The following is a 20,388-nucleotide window of genomic DNA, read 5'->3' on the forward strand; positions in this document are numbered from 1 at the left end:
TTTGGTACCCAGATGGAAGTCTGGTTCTGAGCCTGACAAACGTCTCCACGACAAGAATAAGGAGTCATTATATGAAATCGTTCAAGCGTCATCTTACGGCCCTGGCGGTCTCCGCCGCCCTGATGCCAACAGCGGCCGTTCAGGCCGGCGAAGTCGAGGTTCTCCACTGGTGGACCGCTGGCGGTGAAGCGCGCGCTGCGGCCGCCCTCAAGAAAATGATGGAAGAGCAGGGCCACACCTGGAAGGACTTTGCGGTGGCCGGTGGCGGTGGTGAAGCCGCCATGACCGTCCTTAAAACCCGCGCCGTCTCTGGCAACCCGCCCGCCGCGGCTCAGATCAAAGGCCTGGACATTCGTGAATGGGCGGAACTGGGGTTTCTGACCAGCCTGGACAGCGTCGCTGACGCTGAGAATTGGGATCAGCTTATACCTCCGATGATTTCCGACGTTATGAAGTATGAAGGCGAGTACGTGGCCGTGCCGGTTAACGTACACCGGGTAAACTGGCTGTGGGTCAACCCGGAGGTCATGAAGGATGTCGGTGTCGAGGTGCCCACCACATTGGACGAGTTCTTCGAAGTGGCCGACAAGCTCAAGGCCGAGGGGTATATTCCCCTGGCGCATGGTGGCCAGCCGTGGCAGGACGCAACCGTTTTCGATGCCGTGGCACTTGCCGAGCTTGGCCCCGATGATTACCGCAAGGCGTTTGTCGACCACGACATGGATGTGATCAACAGCGCCAAAATGGAAGAAGTCTTCGCACAGTTTGCCAGGGTCATGAGTTATGTCGATGATGATGCGGCGGGCCGTGACTGGAACACCGCCACTGGCATGGTGATTCGCGGTGAGGCGGCCATGCAGATCATGGGCGACTGGGCCAAGGGCGAATTCACCGCCGCAGGCCTGACGCCGGGAGAGGATTACGTGTGTGCGCCCGCTCCGGGCACAACCGGGCAGTTCACCTTCAACGTGGACTCGTTTGCGATGTTCACGCTGTCCGAGGAGGAAGACATCAAGGCCCAGAAGGACCTCGCCCGAACCATTCTGGAACCGGAGTTCCAGACCCTGTTCAACCAGAACAAGGGCTCAATCCCGGTTCGTACCGACATGGACATGAGTGATTTCGATACCTGTGCCCAGGCATCGATGGAAACCTTCAAGTCCAGTGCCGACGATGGTGGTCTGGTTCCGAGCTTCTCCCACGGGCTGGCTACCACCAGCTACATCCAGGGCCAGATCTTCGATGTGGTCACCAACTTCGTAAACTCCAACAACCCGGACCCGGCAAAAACCACGGACCAGCTGGCAGCCGCCATCCAGTCCGCCATGTAATGCCGTATCAGGCCGCCCGGTGGGCGGCCTTCGGGTTTCTTCAGGGGATTCCTCATGGAACACACTCAACGTCGCCCCGCCGGGGTGGCCAGGGCATTGTCTGGCCTGATGGATGGCCTGCAGCGCTGGTTACCAAAATTGGTGGTGGCCCCGACCTTCCTGCTGGTTGGTATCGGGATCTATGGCTACATGCTATGGACGGGCGTGCTGTCATTTACCAATTCCAGCTTCCTGCCCAGTTACAATTTCGTTGGCCTTGAGCAATACGCCAAGCTGATGGAGAGCGAGCGCTGGATCGTCGCTTCATGGAATCTGGCGATCTTTGGTGGGCTCTTTATCGGCATCTGCCTGTTGATCGGTGTGGTGCTGGCGATATTCCTGGATCAGCGTATCCGCCAGGAAGGCGCGATCCGAACGATTTATCTCTACCCCATGGCACTGTCCATGATTGTCACCGGCACCGTATGGCGCTGGATTCTTAACCCTCGCCTGGGTCTGGAAAAACTGATGCACGACTGGGGCTGGACGTCCTTCAGCTTCGACTGGTTGGTGAACTCCGACTTTGCCATCTACACCATCGTGATGGCTGCAGTCTGGCAGGCTTCCGGCTTTGTTATGGCGCTGTTTCTGGCCGGGCTGCGGGGCGTCGACTCGTCGATTATCCGTGCTGCTCGGGTGGATGGCGCCAGCCTGCCGGTGATCTACTGGAAGATCATCCTGCCGTCCCTGCGGCCGGTGTTTTTCAGCTCTGTGATGGTACTGGCCCACATCGCCATCAAGAGTTTTGACCTGGTAATGGCCATGACGGCGGGTGGTCCAGGCTATTCCACCGATCTGCCGGCGGTGTTCATGTACGCCCATACCTTTACCCGTGGCCAGATGGGGCTGGGTTCTGCCAGCGCCATGCTGATGCTGGGGGCCATCCTCGCGTTGCTGGTGCCCTACTTGTATTCCGAACTGAGGGAGAAACGCCATGACTGATATAGTTCGTACCGGCTTTCGTCCCAGCCGCATCGCCATCTATGGGGTGCTGCTCCTGGCCTGCCTGGTGTATCTGGTTCCGTTGATCGTGATGTTGATCACCAGTTTCAAGACGCCCATGGATATCCGGTCCGGCAACCTGCTGGCACTGCCCACCGACTGGACAACCATCGGTTGGACCAAGGCCTGGTCCGAGGCTTGTACCGGTGTGCAGTGTGAAGGCGTAAAAGGCTATTTCTGGAACTCGTTCAAGATGACGGTGCCGGCGGTGATGATTTCCACCTTGCTGGGCGCCTTTAACGGTTACGTGCTGTCGAAGTGGAAATTCAAGGGCTCAGACTTGTTGTTCGGCATGTTGCTCTTCGGCTGTTTTGTGCCGTTTCAGGTGGTGCTGCTGCCCATGGCAGCTACTCTGGGCAAGCTGGGCATGGCCAATACCACCGCTGGATTGGTACTGGTCCACGTGATCTACGGGGTGGCCTTCACCACGCTGTTTTTCCGCAACTATTACGTGGCCATTCCCGACGCTTTGGTAAAGGCAGCCCGGCTCGACGGCGCCGGCTTTTTCACCATCTTCTTCCGCATCTTTCTGCCCATGTCCACTCCCATCTTCATGGTGTCGCTGATCTGGCAGTTCACCCAGATCTGGAACGATTTCCTGTTTGGCGTGGTGTTCGCCAGTGGCGACAGTCAGCCGATAACGGTCGCCCTGAATAACCTGGTGAACACCAGTACCGGGGTGAAGGAATACAACGTGGATATGGCCGCCGCCATGATTGCCGCCCTGCCAACGCTGGTGGTCTATATCGTGGCCGGAAAGTACTTTATACGCGGCCTGACGGCCGGCTCGGTTAAAGGGTAAAACAACATGTCACAACTTGAACTGCGGGACATCCGCAAAACCTATCCTGGGGCTCTCGATGAGACTCTCAAAGGTATCAACATTGACATCGCCTCCGGTGAGTTCCTGACCCTGGTCGGGCCCTCGGGTTGCGGCAAGTCAACACTGATGAACAGCATCGCCGGCCTGGAGTCTATTACCGGTGGGTCGATTGTGGTGGAAGGCAAGGATATATCCACCATGGAGCCGAAGGTCCGGGACATCGCCATGGTGTTCCAGTCCTACGCGCTGTACCCCACGATGTCGGTGCGCGAGAACATTGCCTTCGGCCTGAAAATCCGTGGTATGCCAAAAGACGAGATCCAGCAGGAAGTGGAGCGGGTCGCCGATCTGCTGCAGATTTCCGCGTTGCTGGACAAGAAACCGGCGCGGCTTTCAGGCGGTCAGCAACAGCGGGTCGCCATGGGGCGCGCGCTGGCTCGCAAGCCGAAGATTTATCTGTTCGACGAGCCGCTGTCCAACCTGGACGCCAAGCTGCGGGTGGAAATGCGCACCGAAATCAAAAAGCTGCATCAGCGTCTGAAAACCACCATCGTGTACGTCACCCACGACCAGATCGAAGCCATGACCCTGGCGGACCGGATAGCGGTGCTTAAAGACGGCGAACTGCAGCAACTGGGTACACCGAAGGAAGTCTACGACACCCCGGAAAACCTGTTTGTCGCCGGTTTTATGGGCTCGCCGTCCATGAGTTTTATTAACGTGACGGTAGAGCAGGAAGGGCCGGGTCTGGTGGTTAACGTTGAGGGCAGCGATGGTCGGAAGCTTGCCCTGCCAGTGCCGGATTACCTGCAGGGTTGGGTCGGTAAACAGGTGGTGCTGGGTATCCGCCCGGAGCATATAAGCCAGCCGGACGAACAGAAAAGGGATAGCGAGATGGTGGCCGAAGCCCGTTTTACGGTGGAAGTGACTGAACCCACCGGGCCGGACATCCTCGCCGTTATTCGCCTCAATAATGTTGATGTGCAGTGCCGACTGGACGCGGAACACCCGGTGAACTGGGGGGAAGAGGCAGAGCTGATGTTCGACATGAGAAAGGTCGTGTTTTTCGATCCCGACAGCGAGAAGCGCATTCGCCCATAGTCGCCACAGCCCCTCTCTTTGTTCAGAGCTGCTCCAGATGTGCCAGCAAGTCGTCGGCACGCCGGAGCAGCGCCTCCCGCCGCTCCGGTTTTTGTTTGTCCCAGTTGCGGTACATCATGCCCATGCGCGGATTGTTGGCAAAGTCGTCCCGGTGGCGGTTGATGAAATGCCAGTAGAGTGCGTTGAAGGGGCAGGCGTCTTCTTCCGTGGCCTTGTTGACCTTGTAGTGGCAGTTACTGCAGTGGTCCGACATGCGCTGGATATACTTGCCGCTGGCGGCATAGGGTTTCGACCCGAGGTAGCCACCGTCTGCGTGCATCACCATGCCCAGCACGTTGGGTAGCTCCACCCAGTCGTAGGCGTCCGCGTACACCGCCAGGTACCAGTCGCAGATTTCCTCGGGTTTGACGCCGGCCAGCAACGCGAAATTACCGGTCACCATCAGCCGCTGGATATGGTGTGCATAGGCGTTGCGGCGGGTAGCATCAATGGCTTTGTGCATACAGCGCATTTTGGTGTCCCCGGTCCAGTAGAACCAGGGCAGGGAACGGGTATTGCCAAGCCGGTTTTCCCGTGCGTAACCCGGCATGTGCAGCCAATAGATTCCGCGCACAAACTCGCGCCAGCCCAGGATCTGGCGAACAAAACCCTCCACAGCATTAATCGGCGCACGCCCCGAATACCAGGCCTGTGCCGCTGCTTCGCAGACGGCCAGTGGATCCAGCAAACCGCAATTGATGTAGGGCGAAAGGATGGAGTGAAACAGCCAGTCTTCATTGTCGGACATGGCATCCTGAAAGTCGCCGAAACAGGGCAGGGCGAAATCGATGAAGTACGCCAGCGCCTGCTCCGCGTCCTCGTGGGTGACGGCAAAGTGAAAATCCTCCGTGGTGCCGAAGTGTTCGGTAAAGTGTTGCTCTACCAGCTCAATCACCTGCTGAGTCACCTTGTCGGGCTCAACGCGAAAGGAGGCCGGGGCCGCCGGTTTTCCCGTCCACTTGCGGCGGTTGTCGGCGTCGAAATTCCATTCGCCGCCCTCAGGCGTGCTATCTGGTGTCATCAATAAGCCGGTTTTTCGTCGCATTTCCCGGTAGAAGAATTCCATTCGCAGCTGCTTACGTCCCTCTGCCCAGTCCGAAAACTCCTGTTTGCTGGCGATAAAACGTGTATCTGGCCGGATCTCCACCGGCACACCCAGGCGCTCATGCCACTGGCTGATCAGCTCGTGTAATCTCCACTCGCCGCACTCTGTGGTGATCACTTTGTCAGTGCCTGTCTCTTTGAGCTGATTGGCGATGACAGCCTCGAGACTTTGGGATTCGTTGTCGGGGTGGTAGGTCTGGTAGTGGACCCGCCAGCCGTCAGCCTCCAGCCGCTGGGCAAAATGCCGCATGGCGCTGAACAGCAGAATCAGTTTCTTCTTGTGGTGATTGGTGTAGCTGGCTTCGTCATGGACTTCCGCCATTACCACCACGTCCTGATCCCTGTCAGCGTCACCAAGTGCGCTGATATCCGTTGTCAGTTGGTCGCCGAGTATCAGAATCAGGTTCGCCATAGTTTCGGTGACTTCTCTCTCTAAGGGGGTAAGCAGAATACGCCATGAAGACAAGGGTGGTTCAGGTGGCAGGTTGATAAAGGCTGGTGATCGGTGAACTGATCCGCATCAAGATGCCTGGGGAGCAGTTCTTATAAACTGGTCGCAACCCTTGGCTTGACCAATCCTTTGACGTTCAGAGTTCTAACTATGGCTTCCATTCCCGCACGTGCATCCACTGAATCCATTCTCCCAGAATTCATTTGGGATGAAGCGCTCATCCGGCGTTATGATCTCAGTGGCCCGCGCTACACGTCCTATCCGACGGCGGTGGAGTTCAACCAGCATTACCCGGTGAAGGACATGTTCAAAGCGGCAGCCCGCAGCAAGGCCAGTGGCAGGCCGCTGTCTCTTTATACGCATCTGCCTTTTTGCGCACATCTTTGCTACTACTGTGCCTGCAACAAAGTGATTACCAGAAAGCGCCACAAGGCGATTCCATACGTGGAAAGGTTGCTGAAGGAGGCTGCGATACAAGCCCGGTTTTTCGGGGCAGACCGGCCTGTGAAGCAATTGCATTGGGGCGGGGGTACGCCCACCTTTCTGCCGAGCGATGTCATGGCACACCTGATGGCCGGTTATGGCGAACTATTCAACCTGCAGACCGATGAAGATCGCGACTACAGCGTGGAAATTGACCCGCGAGAGGTCGACCTGGACACCCTGCCTACGCTCCGGGAGCTGGGTTTTAACCGTATCAGCCTGGGTGTGCAGGATGTGAATCTCCAGGTTCAGCAAGCGGTCAATCGCATTCAGCCTCGCGAGATGACCGAGTTGGTATTGAATGAAGCCCGCCGTATCGGCTTCCGCTCCATCAACCTGGACCTGATTTACGGCCTGCCGTACCAGACACCGGAGAGCTTTTCCGAAACCCTGGAAACAGTCATCGAGATGTCACCGGACCGTCTGTCGGTGTTCAGTTATGCTCACCTGCCAGATCGGTTCTACCCCCAAACCCGCATCATCGCGGATACGTTGCCCACCCCACAGCAGAAGCTGTCCATCCTGCACAACACCATCAACCGATTGCTGGAGGCGGGGTACGAATACATCGGCATGGACCATTTCGCCAAGCCGGATGACAGTCTGGCAGTGGCACAGCGAGAAGGCCGGCTGCACCGTAATTTCCAGGGGTATACCACCCATTCCGATTGCGACCTGGTGTCGTTGGGTGTGTCCGCGATTGGCCAGACTGACGACGCCTACTTTCAGAACAACCACGATCTGCCGTCTTGGGAAGCGTCTATTGATGCGGGCCAGCTTGCCATTACCAAAGGCGTAAATCTGACCCGGGACGACCGCATACGCCGCTGGGTGATTGGCCAACTGATCTGCCAGTTCCGGCTTGATCGAAAGTTATTCGCGGAAGTGTGGCAGGAAGATCTGGATCGTTACTTCACCGATGAGCTGAACCGCCTGAAGCCTATGGTTCAAGATGGGCTGATTGCGGATGATGGCAGTGTTCTTCAGGTTCAGCCCGCAGGTCGGCTGCTGATTCGGGCCATTTGTCAGATCTTTGACCTTTACCGAAAGAAGGGTGCGAGCCAGCGGTTCTCGCGAATTATCTGATCCGGCCGGTCCCTGAAGGGCGGTGTGATGCCTGGCGCCATTTCCTGGCATCTTCTCCACCGGCTTTCAGCGGGACTACATTGGGCTGCAGCCACTCAAGTCCGGGGGTAGGCGAGCCTTAGCCCCCGGTCATATTCATAAACCGAAGAATCTGGACATCACCCTCGGTGGAAAAGTGATGGCGCTCCGGTTTCAGGTCCATGGCATTGATGATGGCTTCACGGAGTTTGTCGTCGGTTTCCGGATGGCCGCGTAGCACGCGGCGAAGATCAACGGAATGCTCATTGCCCAGGCACAGCAGCAGGCGGCCTTCCACCGTGACCCGAACGCGGTTGCAGGTGGAGCAGAAATTGTGGGAATGGGGCGAGATGAAACCGACCCGAACGTCGCTGTCAGGCATGCGGTAGTACCGGGCGGGGCCGCCGGAATCCTCCGGTGTGGGAACCAGTTCATGGCGCTGGCTGATGATATCGCGCACTTCGTCGCTGGTGCATAGCACCTGCCCGCGATCATGATCGGAAATCTCACCCAGTGGCATTTCCTCGATGAAGGTAATGTCCACCTTCTTTTTGCGGGCAAACTCCACCAGCTCTGGTACTTCCTGATCGTTGCCGCCTTTCATGACAACGGTATTGAGTTTGATGCCCTCAAACCCCGCTTCTTTTGCGGCGTCTATACCCTCAAGAACCTGGGCAAGCCGTCCGGTGCGGGTGATGCGGCTGAACTTCTCGGCATCCAGGGAATCCAGGCTGATATTCAACCGTTTGAGCCCGGCCTTGCGCAGTGGCTCTGCCATGGTGGGCAACTGGCTGCCATTGGTGGTCATGGCAAAGTCCCGCAGGCCAAATGTGCCGATTTCCTTGACCAGTTCCAGAATGCCCCGTCTTACAAGCGGCTCTCCCCCGGTCAACCGAATCTTTTCGGTGCCCAGGGATACGAAGGTCTTTGCCACCTGGGCAATCTCTTCAAGCGTCAGCACCTGCTGCCGCGGCAGGAAGGTCATCTCCTCGGCCATGCAGTACACGCACCGGAAATCGCAGCGGTCTGTGACGGACAGACGCACATAGTTGACGGTGCGACCAAAACGGTCTGTCAGCGTGGCGTTGGGCATGGGTAAATTCCCCGTCTGGCTTTGTATACAACAAGCATAACCAATGTGTGGCGAATAACCCAACCCAATATCGACAAAAGAACCATTCGGGCGTAAGAACCGGTTTCATGAGTTCTGCGTATACAAGTATCGGTTTGGCCACTTTCGGTGTGAACCTGATCGATGACTTATTGGAGTTGATGAATGCATATCACCCGTTACACCGATTACTCCCTGCGTGTTCTGGTTTACCTGGCGGTGCAGGGTGATGAGCTGGTGACCATCCAACAGATTGCCGACAGCTATGAGATCTCCAGGAATCACCTGATGAAAGTCGTTCATCAACTCAACAAGAAAGGCTACATCGAAACCGTTCGTGGCAAGAAAGGAGGGATGCGCCTGCAAATGGCACCGGGGGACATTAACGTTGGCACCCTGGTCAGGGAAACCGAACAGGACCTCAGTGTTGTGGAATGTTTTGCCTCCGGGGATGCCTGCCGCATCACGCCGGTCTGCGGATTGAAATCGATGTTCGGCGAGGCCTTGGCGGCATTCCTGGAGGTGCTGGACCGATACACGCTGGCCGATATTATTCACGACCAGCATCGCCCTCAGTTGCTACGACTTTTGCAGATCGCTTAACCCACCGCCCGGTTGCTGAATTCCGGTAGCAGCCGGTTGCGCATCCGGTCCGGTAGTGAATAGCCGAAAATGCGTTTCAGCACGGTTGAATACTGTTTTGCAAAGGTGCCGGTGTTGTACGGAATACCGTGTTTCTTGCACACCGCCTGAACCTTCTCCGAGATTTCGGGATAGCGGTGGGCCGGCAGGTCCGGGAACACGTGATGTTCGACCTGATAGCTCAGGTGACCGCTCAACAGGTGCACCCACTTCCCGCCGGTAAAGTTGCTGGAGCCCGTTAGCTGGCGCAGGTACCAGTGGCCCTTGCTCTCACCTTCGCATTCTTTCTCGGTAAATGTCTCTGCATCCTGGGTAAAGTGACCACAGAAAATGACGGTGGACGACCACAGGTTACGGATCAGGTTGGCGCCAATGTTGCCCGCCAGCACCACGGGGGCCACCGGAAAGGTAATCAACGGGAAGAACACATAGTCCTTGAACGCCTGACGCCCGCCCTTGCGGAAGAAGTCCTTCAGGAACGGTATCTTTTCCCGTACCGAAATTTCCCGGCGGTGGATTCGTTCAGACTCCAGTTCATGCAGCCCCACCCCCCACTGGAAGAACACGCTCAGCAGAACGTAGTTGATGAACTGCAGGGTATGGGCCGGCTTCCATTTGTCGTCGTCGCTCAGGCGGAGCAGGGCGTAGCCGTAATCCCGGTCCTTGCCAATGATATTGGTGTAGGTGTGGTGCTCGTAGTTATGGGTGCGGCGCCAGGAATCGCCAGTGCACACGGTATCCCACTCATAGGTCTGGGAGTGGAGTGACGGGTCGTTCATCCAGTCATACTGGCCATGCATGACGTTGTGACCGATTTCCATGTTCTCGATAATCTTGGAGATGCCCAATGCCGTGGTGGCCGCCAGGAATACTGGCGGGATAAACCCAAAGGGCATCAGCACCCGGCCACCGATTTCGAGGGATCTGTGAAGCCGAACGATCCTGCGGATGTAACGGGCGTCTCGTTCGCCGAGATCGGAGATCACCTGGTCACGAATGGTGTCCAGGTCTTTTTCAAGCTCTTTCAGTTGTGTTTCGTTCATCGTCTTCATGGTGACTCCTTGCAGAATGGTCGAACCATGTCTGCGAATAATGGGTTCAGGCGTTGTGGTGGGGCCGGTCAAAGTTCAACAGACACCGGCCCACTCGGAACAGACACACAAAGCTGAATGGTTTCCTCGCCCGGGCCGGAAGCTTTCCCGGTCAGGCGGTTGATCACAGTGCCGCTGGTCTTGCGGCAACTGCACTGGTGACAGATGCCCATGCGGCAGCCGTAACGTGGCGACAGTTTCGCGGCCTCGGCAATGTCCAGCAGTACTGCATCGCCTTCGGACGAGATATCCAGGTTGCTGCGTTGGAAATGCACCGCTCCTCCGAGGGTTTCGGTGTCAAGATGTGCGGAGGGTGCGGAGAAGAAGGTGCTGTGAATGCGGTCTTCGCCAATACCCCGCCGAAACAGCAGATCGTTGGCCAGGTCCATGAGCCCTTTCGGTCCGCAGAGGTAGCACCGTCGGGCCGCAATGCCGGGAACTTCATCCAGATGTTGCTCGCTGAGGAACCGGGGCGGCTGGGTGTCGTTGGTGGCAAACACCTTCAGGGTAAAGGCCGGCCAGCGACTGGCCAGTGCGTGCAGCTTTTCCGCAGCAATCACATCCGCCTGGGTGCGCACGAAATACAGCAGGGTCACCGGCGCCCGGTAGTCGGACGCCGCCATGGTTTCCAGTTGGCTCAACACCGGGGTGATACCGCTGCCGCCAGCGATGTATAAGGCCGGCTCCTGGGGATCGGGAATCCGGAAATCCCCGAACGCCTCTCCCAATCCGATGACCGCACCGGGCTCCAGATGGTCGTGCATCCAGTTGGTCACCAGGCCACCGGGAAGTCGTTTGATGGTCAGGGTAATGGTGCCGTCTGCGCGCCATTGAATAGGCGAGCTGGACAGGCTGAAGGTTCGGTTGCGACGCACACCGTCGACATCAATGCCAATATTGACGTGCTGGCCAGCGGCAAAGCCTTTCCAGCGCCCGGCCGGCGCCAGGACAAAGGTTTTGGTGTCGGCGGTTTCGTTGTGGATGGCCTTCACCCTGGCCGGCGTGTACTGCCGTACCCACATGGGGTTGATGCGCTCCAGCAGGGGGTCGAAAAAGGCAGCCGGGTCGTCCCGGTTAAAAAGCTGCCTGCCCAGCCAGTGCAGGGTCGGTGACGTTTCCAGTACCGATATCATGATCGCGCTCCTTTGCACTGATGTGTACAAGTGTTCACTAATGTGTACGACTGTACACATCGAAGCGTTGGGCGGCAATCAAGCCATTAACATTGTCCTCTAATGACAAGTTCGGGTTATTTTTAGCGTGGGTCTGTGTACACTTGTTGGCTTGTGATCAACCGATGAGCTAATTCCAGGTCATGGCAGACAAACAACGACGTAAGCCGGGTGAAACCCGCGAAAAACTAATGGGCGCGGCCCTGGCCCTGGTAGGGAAGGGGCGGCACTTTGCCAGCCTGGGCATCCGGGAAGTCACCCGGCAGGCAGGCGTGGTGCCGACGTCGTTTTACCGGCATTTCCGCAACATGGATGACCTGGGATTGCAGTTGGTGGACGAATTGGGGCTGGTGCTTCGACGCATGATGCGTGAGGCGCGGGCGAACGTATTGCAGGCGGACAAACTGATCGACGAATCGGTCGGTATTTTTATCACTCACGCCCGCAATAATCGCAGTTTTTTCATGTTTATGGCCCAGGGGCTGGCGGGGGAGAGCCGGGCGGTACAGGAAGGCATTCGCAGCGAAATGCGCTATTTTGCCAGCGAATTGGCCAATGATCTTCGGCGTCTGAAAGTAGCTGATCACCTGAGCGACGCCGATCTCGATCTCACCTGTGATCTGGTGGTGCGCAGTGTTGCCTTCAGCCTGACGGACATTCTGGGGATTTCTCCCGACGACGAATATCAGGAAGAACAGGTGCGGCAGCGAACCGCACGCTTTCTACAGCTGATTTTTGTGGGCGCAGCCAACTGGAAGAGTCAGTCATGAGCCCACGTGGTGTTCCGGGTCACATGACGCTTTCGGCATCCTTGTAGAGGGATCGCACAGGCTGAGCGAACACCTGTCGTACCATGGGCTCGAAGTAGGAAAGAGGTAACGTTTCCGCATCAGGGTCGAATGCGGGTGAGTCATACTTGTGAACAAACTCGATGGTGCGTTCGAAGTGTGGGTGGTCCCGGTACTGGTCTCTCATATCCCGGTTCATACCAAGATAGTGAAAGAAGAAGTAGCCCTGAAAGATAGCGTGATGCTTTATCATCCAGTGATTAGCGTCGCTGACGAATGGTTCCAGTAGCACTGCGGCGACATCTGCATGGTTATAGGTGCCCAAAGTGTCACCAATATCGTGTAGCAGGGCGCAAACTACGTATTCGTCGTCTTTTCCATCCTGGTGCGCCAATGTGGCCGTTTGCAGGCAGTGCGTCAGCCGGTCAACCGGAAAACCACCAAAGTCGCCTTCCAGCATTTTGAGGTGCGATAGAATCCGATCTGGCAGGGCTTTGGCGAATTCCCCGAATGAAGACGCGATGATCTGCCAGTCTTCGGCCTTGCCGTCTTTCATATGAGTGAATGTGGCCTGGTTCTTTGTCGGTTGGCTCATCCTGTTCTCTCCCTTATTCCCGGAAACTGGCATCAATGCGGTCGAGCTTGCGAAGCAGGCCCGGCCAGGCCAGCTTGCCGCCCAGGCCTTTGGTTACCTGGTCTGCCTGTTGCCTGATGGTGTCTACAATGCCGGCAGGAATTGGCGTCAGTGGGCGATCGCCCGATAGTGCCCTGATTTGAATCTGACAGGACGTTTGCAGTATGTACATGGCCAGGAAGGCATCGGGAATACTGGTGCCGGTAGTAAGCAGGCCGTGGTTGCGAAGAATCATGAAATTGGTATTGCCGAGATCCTGCTGCAGGCGGGCCTTTTCGTCTTCCCGTAACGCCACGCCTTCATAGTCGTGATACGACAGGCTCGCCAGTGCAAACAGGCTCTGCTGGGATAGCGGCAGCAGGCCCTCCTGCTGGGCGGATACGGCAATACCGTCGGTGGTGTGCAAATGCATGACACAGGCGGCATCGTCCCTGACCTGGTGGATGGCGCTATGGATGGTGAAGCCCGCAGGATTGATATCGAAGTCGTCAGGGTTGATCTTGTTGGCGTCCTGGTCCACTCGCACCAGGCTGGAGGCTGTAATTTCCTCGAACATCATACCGTATGGATTAATAAGAAAGTGGTGCTCGTCACCGGGTATCCGTGCGGAGATATGGGTGAATACCAGATCGTCCCAGCCGTACAGTGCGACCAGTCGATAGGCCGCGGCGAGGTCGACTCGAAGCTGCCATTCTTCCTTGCTGACAAGATCTCTTTTTGACGGAATTGAAAGTTGTTCGGACATGGTGCGGCCTCTCAAATCGGGTGTTCTTGTTGTGGTGAGTGTGTAGCCATTCATTGAGTGTAGGTGCGAGTGATCGGCGAAGACTGTCAAATCGTTTACAATTCTTACCCATGAAGGATATCAAGACTGTTCTCGCCCGCTGCCCCTTATTCTCCGGATTTCCCGAGCCGGCGATTGATGATCTGGAGGGTATCGCACGGATTCGCCGTTTTGAGGCTAACGAACTCATTTACAGCAAAGGTTCGGCAATATCGACCCTCAACATCATTGCCAGCGGTGTGGTTCGCATAAGTTCTGTGAACCCTGCGGGGCGGGAAGCCACCCTGATCATGTTCAGCGCGGGTACCTGGTTCGGAGATTCGGTGTTTTCTCCCGGCATGCGGCGGGTATACGGTGCTACTGCCCACGAGGCCGTAACGCTGATAGAAATACCGGGGGAGGCATTTCGCGAACTCATGGCGACATACCCGGAAGGCTACCCGGTTATTCTTGATATGGTCAGCAGGCGGTTATGGGCCGCTATGTCCATCATTGAGGACGATGCACTACGGGGTGTTGCCGCCAGGATAGGGCGACGACTGTTGTTTCTGGCAGAAATCCAGGGCAACGGCGATGTCGGTACTGACCCGGTCACAATCTGGATCACCCGCGAGCACATTGCCAATATGATGGGTATGACCCGCCAGGGTGTGCATAAATGGATTAAAAATTTTGAGCGTTCAGGGCTGCTGGAGCTGGCTTACGGCCGGATCCTGTTACCTGATCCGACCGCGTTGCAGCGACACCTGGAGACCATTGAGTAACTCAGTCCCAAGGGCACCGGAGACCTGTTAGCTCTTTTCCGCAGTTTTTTTGCGGGGCACCCTTCGAATGTTGGTTTTGGTCTGGTTTGGTGGTGACAAAACCAGGTCTTCCAGTTCATCCAGAGCCTCGCCGGTGTAGACCGCCAGCTTCTGCATGCTGGGCAACGTATCGCGACAACCCGTGAAGCCAAAATTCAATGAACCGGTATAGCTCAGGCAGGTAATATTGAGAGCACCGCCATGGGCAATCAGCGAAACCGGGTACATCGCCTCCAGCCGAGCGCCCTCATAGTAAAGGGTTTCCCCGGGCCCCGGTACGTTGGAGATGGTCACGTTGAACACCGGGCGCATTCGCCCGCCGAGGCCAGACATCAACTGCAGGATGTAGGGTGACATCAGCAGCATGGTGTACTGAGTCAGGGCTTTGCGCGGCAGCTTCTGAAGGTGTTGTTTGGCCCTGCGGGTAGAGTGTTTGATGTTCTTCAGCCGTTCGAGAGGGTCGGCTTCGTCGGTGGCCAGAGAAGCAATCATGAAGCTGATCTGGGTGCCGGTCCCCTGGTCATCGGAGGGGCGGATATTCACCGGAATTCCGGCGGTGAGTGGCGTATCCGGCAGGTTATCCTGTTCAACAAGAAAACGACGCAGGGCAGTGCCACAGAGGTAAAGCACAATATCGTTAAGGGAGCCGTTAGACGCCTGGGCGACCTTTTTGATTCGCTCTAACTGGTAGTGCTGGGTGGCAAACCGCCGCTGACCGGTGACTCGGTGGTTGAGGGCGGAAACCGGGCCGGCAAATGGGGCGGTCAGCCCCTCTTCCGGGTGTCGTGCGGACTGGATCAGGCGGTTCATGGCATCCCAAAGGCGCGGGGCCATGTCGGCCTGAATCCTCAGGGCTTCCATTGCCTGGGACAGGGCGGCGGAAATGCTGGCCTCGGAATCTGTCTTGCTGCCGCGTGTTCGTTCCGGACGTACCGACCATGGCGGCAGCATATTAATCTCACCGGGATCCTTGCTGAGCACCCGCTGCATCAGCCGAACACCGCTGATGCCATCTATCATGGAGTGGTGCATCTTGGTGTAGAGCGCAAATCGGTTGTTTTCCAGGCCCTCGATAATGTGGCATTCCCACAGCGGGCGGGAGAAATCCAGCGGGTTGGAATGCAGTCGAGACACCAGGATACCCAACTCACGCTCGCTGCCAGGGCGGGGCAATGCCGAGTGGCGAACGTGGTAATCCAGGTCGAGCTTTTTGTCGACTTTCCAGGACGGAGCGACCAGGCGGCCCAGGAACCCTGAAAAGGCGAGCTTGTAGCACCAGGGTGGCGCTACATCGGCATCTGCTTTCATGCGCGCGAGCATGTCTCTGAGAAACGTCTCCGGAGCATTTTCCGGTAGTGAAAAAATCTGCAGGTTACCGACGTGCATCGGAGTGTCTTCCGATTCCACCGCCAACCAGGAGGCGTCCAGTGTGCCCAGCCGTTTCATTGATCGTCCTCTTGCTTTTTGAAGCTGCCAAACTGCACGTAATCTGATGCGTTTGGATTCGTATAGTTGTTGTTCGAAAGTATACGCAACAACCGAGACAATCACACGAACACGCACGTTGAAAAGTTCAGCTTTTTGCACGCAACCCTCCATTCTGTCCTTCCTGCGGTTACACGTCGTTGCGAATCACGATTCACTTTTTTGTGGCCTCCTGTGCTATTTTCTTTCGCTGGCTAACTTCAATACAACAAAAACTCTGGAGGCACTGTGGAATCCAGTCCACTGATCTCTGCAGGGCTGCCGATTGCCCTGTTTATCATCATGATCGGTATAGGTATGACCCTGACGGTCAGGGACTTCCGCCAAGTGGCGGTTTTTCCAAAAGGCATGGTTGTGGGTACCGTTGCGCAGATATTGCTCATGCCCTTGGTGGCCTTTGCCATTGCTTCCATACTCGACCTGTCATCTGCGATTGCCGTGGGGCTGGTGATCATTGCGGCCTGTCCGGGCGGTACCACCTCCAATCTGTTCGTGCTGCTGTCCCGGGGGAACATTGCCCTGTCGATAGTGCTGACGGTCACGGCCAGTCTTATAACCATCGTGACACTGCCGTTGTTCACCAACTATGCGCTTCAACTCTATGCCGGTACGGAGGAGTCCATCACGCTGCCGGTGGGAAGAACGGTGGGCATGCTGGTGGGTATTGTCCTGTTCCCTGTGGCGATTGGGATGGTTTTCCGCACCCGGGCGCCAGAGCTCTCACGCCGTGCAGAAAGCGCGGTCAGCGTGTTTGGGGGTGTGGTCCTGGCGTTGTTGGTTGTCGGGCTGATCTGGGGCGTACGCGACCAGATCTGGGACCTGCTGCGACAGGCCGGCCCGGCAACCCTGTTGCTGAACATTGCCGGCATATTCGTGGGGCTCCTGGCAGGTCGCGCCGTTGGTCTGACCCAGCGCGAGTCCATTGCGGTTGCCGTGGAGTTGGGCATCAAGAACAGCACCATTGCCCTACTGGTGACGCTGACACTGTTGGAGTCCAGCACCATGTCGATCCCGGCGGCGGTCTACGGCGTGCTGATGTTCCCGATCGGATTCCTGTTGGCGGCCTACGGCCGGAAAGTGATACCCGCTACAACCATTACCCAATCGCGTCCAGAGACCAAGGCCGGGTAGGCACGGGGCCGCTTAGTGGCTATGCTCCTGACTGGGGTCGTTTTTCTGTCGGGAGCTGCCACCATGAATTTTCTCAACGGAATTACCCTGCTGCTGGTGTATCAGTTGGCAGGGGAAGTCACTGTTCGCCTTCTCTCACTGCCGATTCCAGGGCCTGTGCTGGGAATGGTCATGCTGTTCCTGACCTTGATGGTTCGGGGCAACACACCGGAGCCACTGGAGAACGCCTCCAGCGCCTTGCTTAGCCATCTGTCGTTACTGTTCGTACCGGCGGGTGTTGGCATGATGAGTCATTTCGGCCGGATTGCGGATGAGTGGCTGCCGATCACGCTGGCTCTGTTTCTCTCCACTATTATCACCATGGTCGCCACCGCCGGCATTATGCAGATAACCTCGCGATGGTTTACCCGACCCGAAAACGCGGGAGGGCAGCGGGATGAATGAGCCGGCCATTCGTGATATCTGGGTTTATCTTTCAACGTCGCCGTTGCTTGGCCTGACCATAACGCTGGTAGCCTATGGCCTTGCCTACCGCCTATACCTGAAGTCCAACTCCAGCCCTCTGGCCAACCCGGTGGTTACCTCAGTGGCGATGCTGATTGCCCTGTTGATGCTCACTGGTACCTCCTACGACGAATACTTCGAAGGCGGACAGTTCGTTCACTTCCTGTTGGGGCCAGCCACCGTGGCGCTGGCGGTTCCCCTTTACCAGCAGTTTTCCCGCTTGCGCCAACTCTGGTTGCCGGTATCCATTTCCCTGTTGTGCGGTGTCTTGATTGCAGCGGGCAGTTCCATCGGGCTTGCCTGGCTGCTTGGCGGCTCCACGGAAATCCAGATGTCTCTGGCGCCCAAATCCGCCACGGCGCCGGTTGCCATGGGGATTTCGGAAACCATTGGAGGCATCCCGTCCCTGACCGCTGTTCTGGTAGTGGCCACAGGTATTGTTGGCGCCGTGCTCGGCACCAAGCTGTTTGAATGGATGCGCATCACCGACGACAGTGTGAAGGGTATTGCCATGGGCGTCGCGGCCCATGGCATAGGTACGGCACGGGCGTTTCAGGTCAGTTCCCAGATGGGGGCTTTCTCTGGGTTGGCCATGGCGTTGTCGGCGTTTGCGACGGCGTTGATTGTGCCGTGGTTGGTGGATCTACTCGGTATTTAACCTGGCAGCAGGAGGTAAAGTGGTTATTATCAGGATGTTGATCGTGGTCTTTTCGGCGCTGATATTCGTTGGAGCATGGGGCACCGCCAATGCGCAGCAAAGCGTGGAGTCGCAAGACGACAACGTCATCAAGGTGACGTCGCCCCGACTTGAGAGAGAGCTCTACGAGACCCCTGCAGCGGTTTCCGTGACCAATGCACCGGATATCCGGGAGGGCCAACAGAGGCTGCAACTGGACGAGTCCCTGGATACTGTCCCCGGGCTGTTCTTCCAGAACCGCTACAACTTCGCCCAGAATCTGCGGCTGTCCACCCGCGGTTTTGGCGCCCGGGCACCGTTCGGCATTCGCGGCATTCGCATCCAGGTGGATGGTATCCCCTACACTTTGCCCGATGGGCAATCTCAGATCGACGCGGTGGACCTGGACTCGGCACAGCGCATTGAAGTGATTCGCGGGCCGTCGTCGGTTCAGTACGGTAACGCCTCGGGCGGAGTGATCGACATTACCACGGCCCGGGGAGACGAACGGTCGCCGGGCGCACGCCTGCGTCAGGACGTGGGAAGCAACGACTATTACAAAACCACGTTCCAGGCCAACGGAAGTGAGGGGGCGACGAGTGGTATCGCAACTGCGTCCTGGCTCAACTACAACGGCTACCGCGATCAGAGCCAGGTTGAGAAAGGTCTTTTCAATGGGCGGGTGTCCCATGATTGGGGAGCAGACCAGCGTTTAACGGCCACCTTCAACGCCTTGCACACGCCGAAAGCAGAAGACCCGGCCGGCCTGACAGCGAGCCAGGTGGAACAGGATCGCCGCCAGGCGACGGCCAATGCCGAACGGCTTGACGCCGGTCAGGATGTAGACCAGCAGACGCTCGGATTGCTGTATGAAACTGGCGAAGTGGGTTCCGGAGACCTGGCCATCAGTACTTTTTTCACGCACCGTGATTTTGCCCAGCAATTGCCGTTCCCCGGCCCCAGCCGGATTGCCTACGACCGGCAGTTTTATGGCGTCAGTACGGACTACCAGCAGGGCAGCGAGGTAGCGGGCCTTCCGCTGACCTGGGTGGTGGGCGCGGATCTTCATCGCCAGGTTGATGAACGCCGGCGCTATTCGGTGTCGTTTGACGGTGATGTCACCGGACAGACCCAGGACGAAACCCAGAACGGCACTACCGCCGCGGTGTTTGCCCAGGGTGATCTGGCATTGACGGAGCGCCTGAACGTGTCTCTGGGCACCCGGTTTGATCGCTTGCGGCTATCGGTGGACGATCACAGGACCAGCGACGGCGACGATTCCGGCAGCCGCACCTATCGGGAATTCAGCGGCTTTGCGGGAGTCAGCTATCGGTTGGCGCCACGCCAGCAGTTCTACGCCACGGTGGGCACAGCCTTTGAAGCGCCCACCTTCACAGAATTTGCCAATCCTGACGGCAGCGGTGGCTTCAATCCCGACATTGAGCCCCAGCAGGCGCTTAACCGGGAAGTTGGTATACGCGGCGGCCTGGGCCAAGGGATCCGTTACGACCTGGCGCTGTTCTCCATCCGGGTGGACGACGAAATCCTGCCCTACGAGATCAATAATCGTACCTTCTACGAAAACGCTGGTCGCACAGAAAGGAATGGGGTCGAGTTCGGCCTGCAGTGGGACATCTCCTACACCTGGCGGGTAACCAGTGCCGTGACCCTGGCGGACTACACACTCAAGGACTTCACCGACGAGCAGGGCAATGACGCCGATGGCAATCGCCTGCCGGGGTTGCCGCAGGAGCAATGGGTTACGGAAGTGGAGTGGCGCGGTGACGGGCAGCGGTTTGCTGCCCTGGAATGGCAGTACGTTGGTGATTTGTACGCCGAGAACAGCAACCAGACCAGGGTCAGCGACTACTGGCTGCTGGGGATCCGGACCGGTGATACCGTTCGCCTGGGCAATCAGAACCTCAGCGTCTACGGTGGTATCCGCAATCTGCTGGATGAGGATTACTTCAGCAACATCCGCATCAACGCCAACGCAGACAGGCCCATCGAAGATCGCGGATACTATGAACCCGCGCCCGGCAGAACTTTTTATGCCGGGCTGGAGTGGGCGTTCTGACAATCAATGGCCA

The 20,388-nt window shown here is 57.4% G+C and carries 19 protein-coding genes; 12 read left to right on the forward strand and 7 right to left on the reverse strand.

From position 1 onward, the window contains the following. The first annotated feature begins 71 nt into the window (after positions 1-71). From AC13D2_RS10675 to AC13D2_RS10690, 4 genes are read left to right on the forward strand one after another with little or no spacing between them, the layout of a single operon-like run. The gene (locus tag AC13D2_RS10675) at positions 72-1,331 is read left to right on the forward strand and encodes an ABC transporter substrate-binding protein (protein ID WP_420389423.1); all 1,260 of its coding nucleotides are present in this window, start codon (positions 72-74) and stop codon (positions 1,329-1,331) included. Between the two features lie 54 nt (positions 1,332-1,385). After that, positions 1,386-2,312 (forward strand): carbohydrate ABC transporter permease, encoded by a 927-nt coding sequence (locus tag AC13D2_RS10680; RefSeq protein WP_482938578.1) that lies wholly within the window; start codon positions 1,386-1,388, stop codon positions 2,310-2,312. Next, positions 2,305-3,174 (forward strand): carbohydrate ABC transporter permease, encoded by an 870-nt coding sequence (locus tag AC13D2_RS10685; protein ID WP_300495130.1) that lies wholly within the window; start codon positions 2,305-2,307, stop codon positions 3,172-3,174. Before AC13D2_RS10680 ends, AC13D2_RS10685 begins: the two co-directional genes overlap by 8 nt. A 6-nt stretch (positions 3,175-3,180) precedes the next feature. Next, positions 3,181-4,296: an ABC transporter ATP-binding protein gene (locus AC13D2_RS10690; RefSeq protein ID WP_482938579.1), complete on the forward strand. Its 1,116-nt coding sequence runs from the start codon at positions 3,181-3,183 to the stop codon at positions 4,294-4,296. A gap of 22 nt (positions 4,297-4,318) precedes the next feature. On the opposite strand, the gene AC13D2_RS10695 is transcribed toward AC13D2_RS10690, so the two are convergent. Beyond that, on the reverse strand, positions 4,319-5,851 hold the full coding sequence (locus AC13D2_RS10695) for a cryptochrome/photolyase family protein (protein ID WP_482938580.1): 1,533 nt from the start codon (positions 5,849-5,851) through the stop codon (positions 4,319-4,321). Positions 5,852-6,040: 189 nt separating this feature from the next. On the opposite strand from AC13D2_RS10695, the gene hemN reads away from it, so the two are divergent. Continuing rightward, the gene (gene hemN / locus AC13D2_RS10700; RefSeq protein ID WP_292046611.1) at positions 6,041-7,459 is read left to right on the forward strand and encodes an oxygen-independent coproporphyrinogen III oxidase; all 1,419 of its coding nucleotides are present in this window, start codon (positions 6,041-6,043) and stop codon (positions 7,457-7,459) included. Between the two features lie 118 nt (positions 7,460-7,577). Here hemN and moaA read toward each other — a convergent pair whose 3' ends face one another. After that, on the reverse strand, positions 7,578-8,570 hold the full coding sequence (moaA, locus tag AC13D2_RS10705) for a GTP 3',8-cyclase MoaA (RefSeq protein ID WP_292046610.1): 993 nt from the start codon (positions 8,568-8,570) through the stop codon (positions 7,578-7,580). A 183-nt stretch (positions 8,571-8,753) separates the two neighbouring features. Here moaA and AC13D2_RS10710 point away from each other — a divergent pair, with 183 nt between their 5' ends. Then, on the forward strand, positions 8,754-9,191 hold the full coding sequence (locus tag AC13D2_RS10710; RefSeq protein ID WP_292046609.1) for an RrF2 family transcriptional regulator: 438 nt from the start codon (positions 8,754-8,756) through the stop codon (positions 9,189-9,191). Here AC13D2_RS10710 and AC13D2_RS10715 read toward each other — a convergent pair. Continuing rightward, a complete protein-coding gene (locus AC13D2_RS10715; protein ID WP_292046608.1) occupies positions 9,188-10,282 on the reverse strand; it encodes a fatty acid desaturase family protein in 1,095 nt (364 codons plus the stop codon). The two genes, AC13D2_RS10710 and AC13D2_RS10715, sit on opposite strands and share 4 nt — an antisense overlap. Before the next feature lie 68 nt (positions 10,283-10,350). Beyond that, positions 10,351-11,454 carry a ferredoxin reductase gene (locus AC13D2_RS10720; RefSeq protein WP_300498996.1) on the reverse strand — a complete coding sequence of 368 codons (1,104 nt, stop codon included), beginning with the start codon at positions 11,452-11,454 and terminating at the stop codon, positions 10,351-10,353. A gap of 182 nt (positions 11,455-11,636) precedes the next feature. On the opposite strand from AC13D2_RS10720, the gene AC13D2_RS10725 reads away from it, so the two are divergent. After that, positions 11,637-12,263, forward strand: coding sequence for a TetR family transcriptional regulator (locus tag AC13D2_RS10725; protein WP_300498995.1), 627 nt, complete (start codon positions 11,637-11,639; stop codon positions 12,261-12,263). 19 nt (positions 12,264-12,282) lie between these two features. Here AC13D2_RS10725 and AC13D2_RS10730 read toward each other — a convergent pair whose 3' ends face one another. After that, the gene (locus tag AC13D2_RS10730; RefSeq protein ID WP_292046604.1) at positions 12,283-12,876 is read right to left on the reverse strand and encodes an HD domain-containing protein; all 594 of its coding nucleotides are present in this window, start codon (positions 12,874-12,876) and stop codon (positions 12,283-12,285) included. A 13-nt stretch (positions 12,877-12,889) separates the two neighbouring features. Continuing rightward, a complete protein-coding gene (locus tag AC13D2_RS10735; RefSeq protein WP_292046602.1) occupies positions 12,890-13,660 on the reverse strand; it encodes a class II aldolase/adducin family protein in 771 nt (256 codons plus the stop codon). Positions 13,661-13,770: 110 nt separating this feature from the next. On the opposite strand from AC13D2_RS10735, the gene AC13D2_RS10740 reads away from it, so the two are divergent. After that, on the forward strand, positions 13,771-14,463 hold the full coding sequence (locus AC13D2_RS10740) for a Crp/Fnr family transcriptional regulator (protein WP_300498994.1): 693 nt from the start codon (positions 13,771-13,773) through the stop codon (positions 14,461-14,463). A gap of 27 nt (positions 14,464-14,490) precedes the next feature. Here AC13D2_RS10740 and AC13D2_RS10745 read toward each other — a convergent pair whose 3' ends face one another. Further along, positions 14,491-15,948: a WS/DGAT/MGAT family O-acyltransferase gene (locus tag AC13D2_RS10745; RefSeq protein WP_420389414.1), complete on the reverse strand. Its 1,458-nt coding sequence runs from the start codon at positions 15,946-15,948 to the stop codon at positions 14,491-14,493. A 267-nt stretch (positions 15,949-16,215) separates the two neighbouring features. On the opposite strand from AC13D2_RS10745, the gene AC13D2_RS10750 reads away from it, so the two are divergent. The 4 genes from AC13D2_RS10750 (at position 16,216) to AC13D2_RS10765 (ending at position 20,375) form a co-directional block, all read left to right on the forward strand. Further along, positions 16,216-17,118: a bile acid:sodium symporter family protein gene (locus AC13D2_RS10750; protein WP_292046598.1), complete on the forward strand. Its 903-nt coding sequence runs from the start codon at positions 16,216-16,218 to the stop codon at positions 17,116-17,118. Positions 17,119-17,181: 63 nt separating this feature from the next. Then, complete coding sequence (locus tag AC13D2_RS10755) at positions 17,182-17,562, forward strand: CidA/LrgA family protein (RefSeq protein WP_482938581.1); 381 nt, start codon at positions 17,182-17,184, stop codon at positions 17,560-17,562. After that, positions 17,555-18,280, forward strand: coding sequence for an LrgB family protein (locus AC13D2_RS10760; RefSeq protein ID WP_300498991.1), 726 nt, complete (start codon positions 17,555-17,557; stop codon positions 18,278-18,280). The genes AC13D2_RS10755 and AC13D2_RS10760 overlap by 8 nt, the downstream gene beginning before the upstream one ends. 19 nt (positions 18,281-18,299) lie before the next feature. Next, positions 18,300-20,375: a TonB-dependent receptor family protein gene (locus AC13D2_RS10765; protein ID WP_482938582.1), complete on the forward strand. Its 2,076-nt coding sequence runs from the start codon at positions 18,300-18,302 to the stop codon at positions 20,373-20,375. Positions 20,376-20,388: the final 13 nt, after the last annotated feature.

This window comes from Marinobacter sp. B-12, assembly GCF_056857915.1.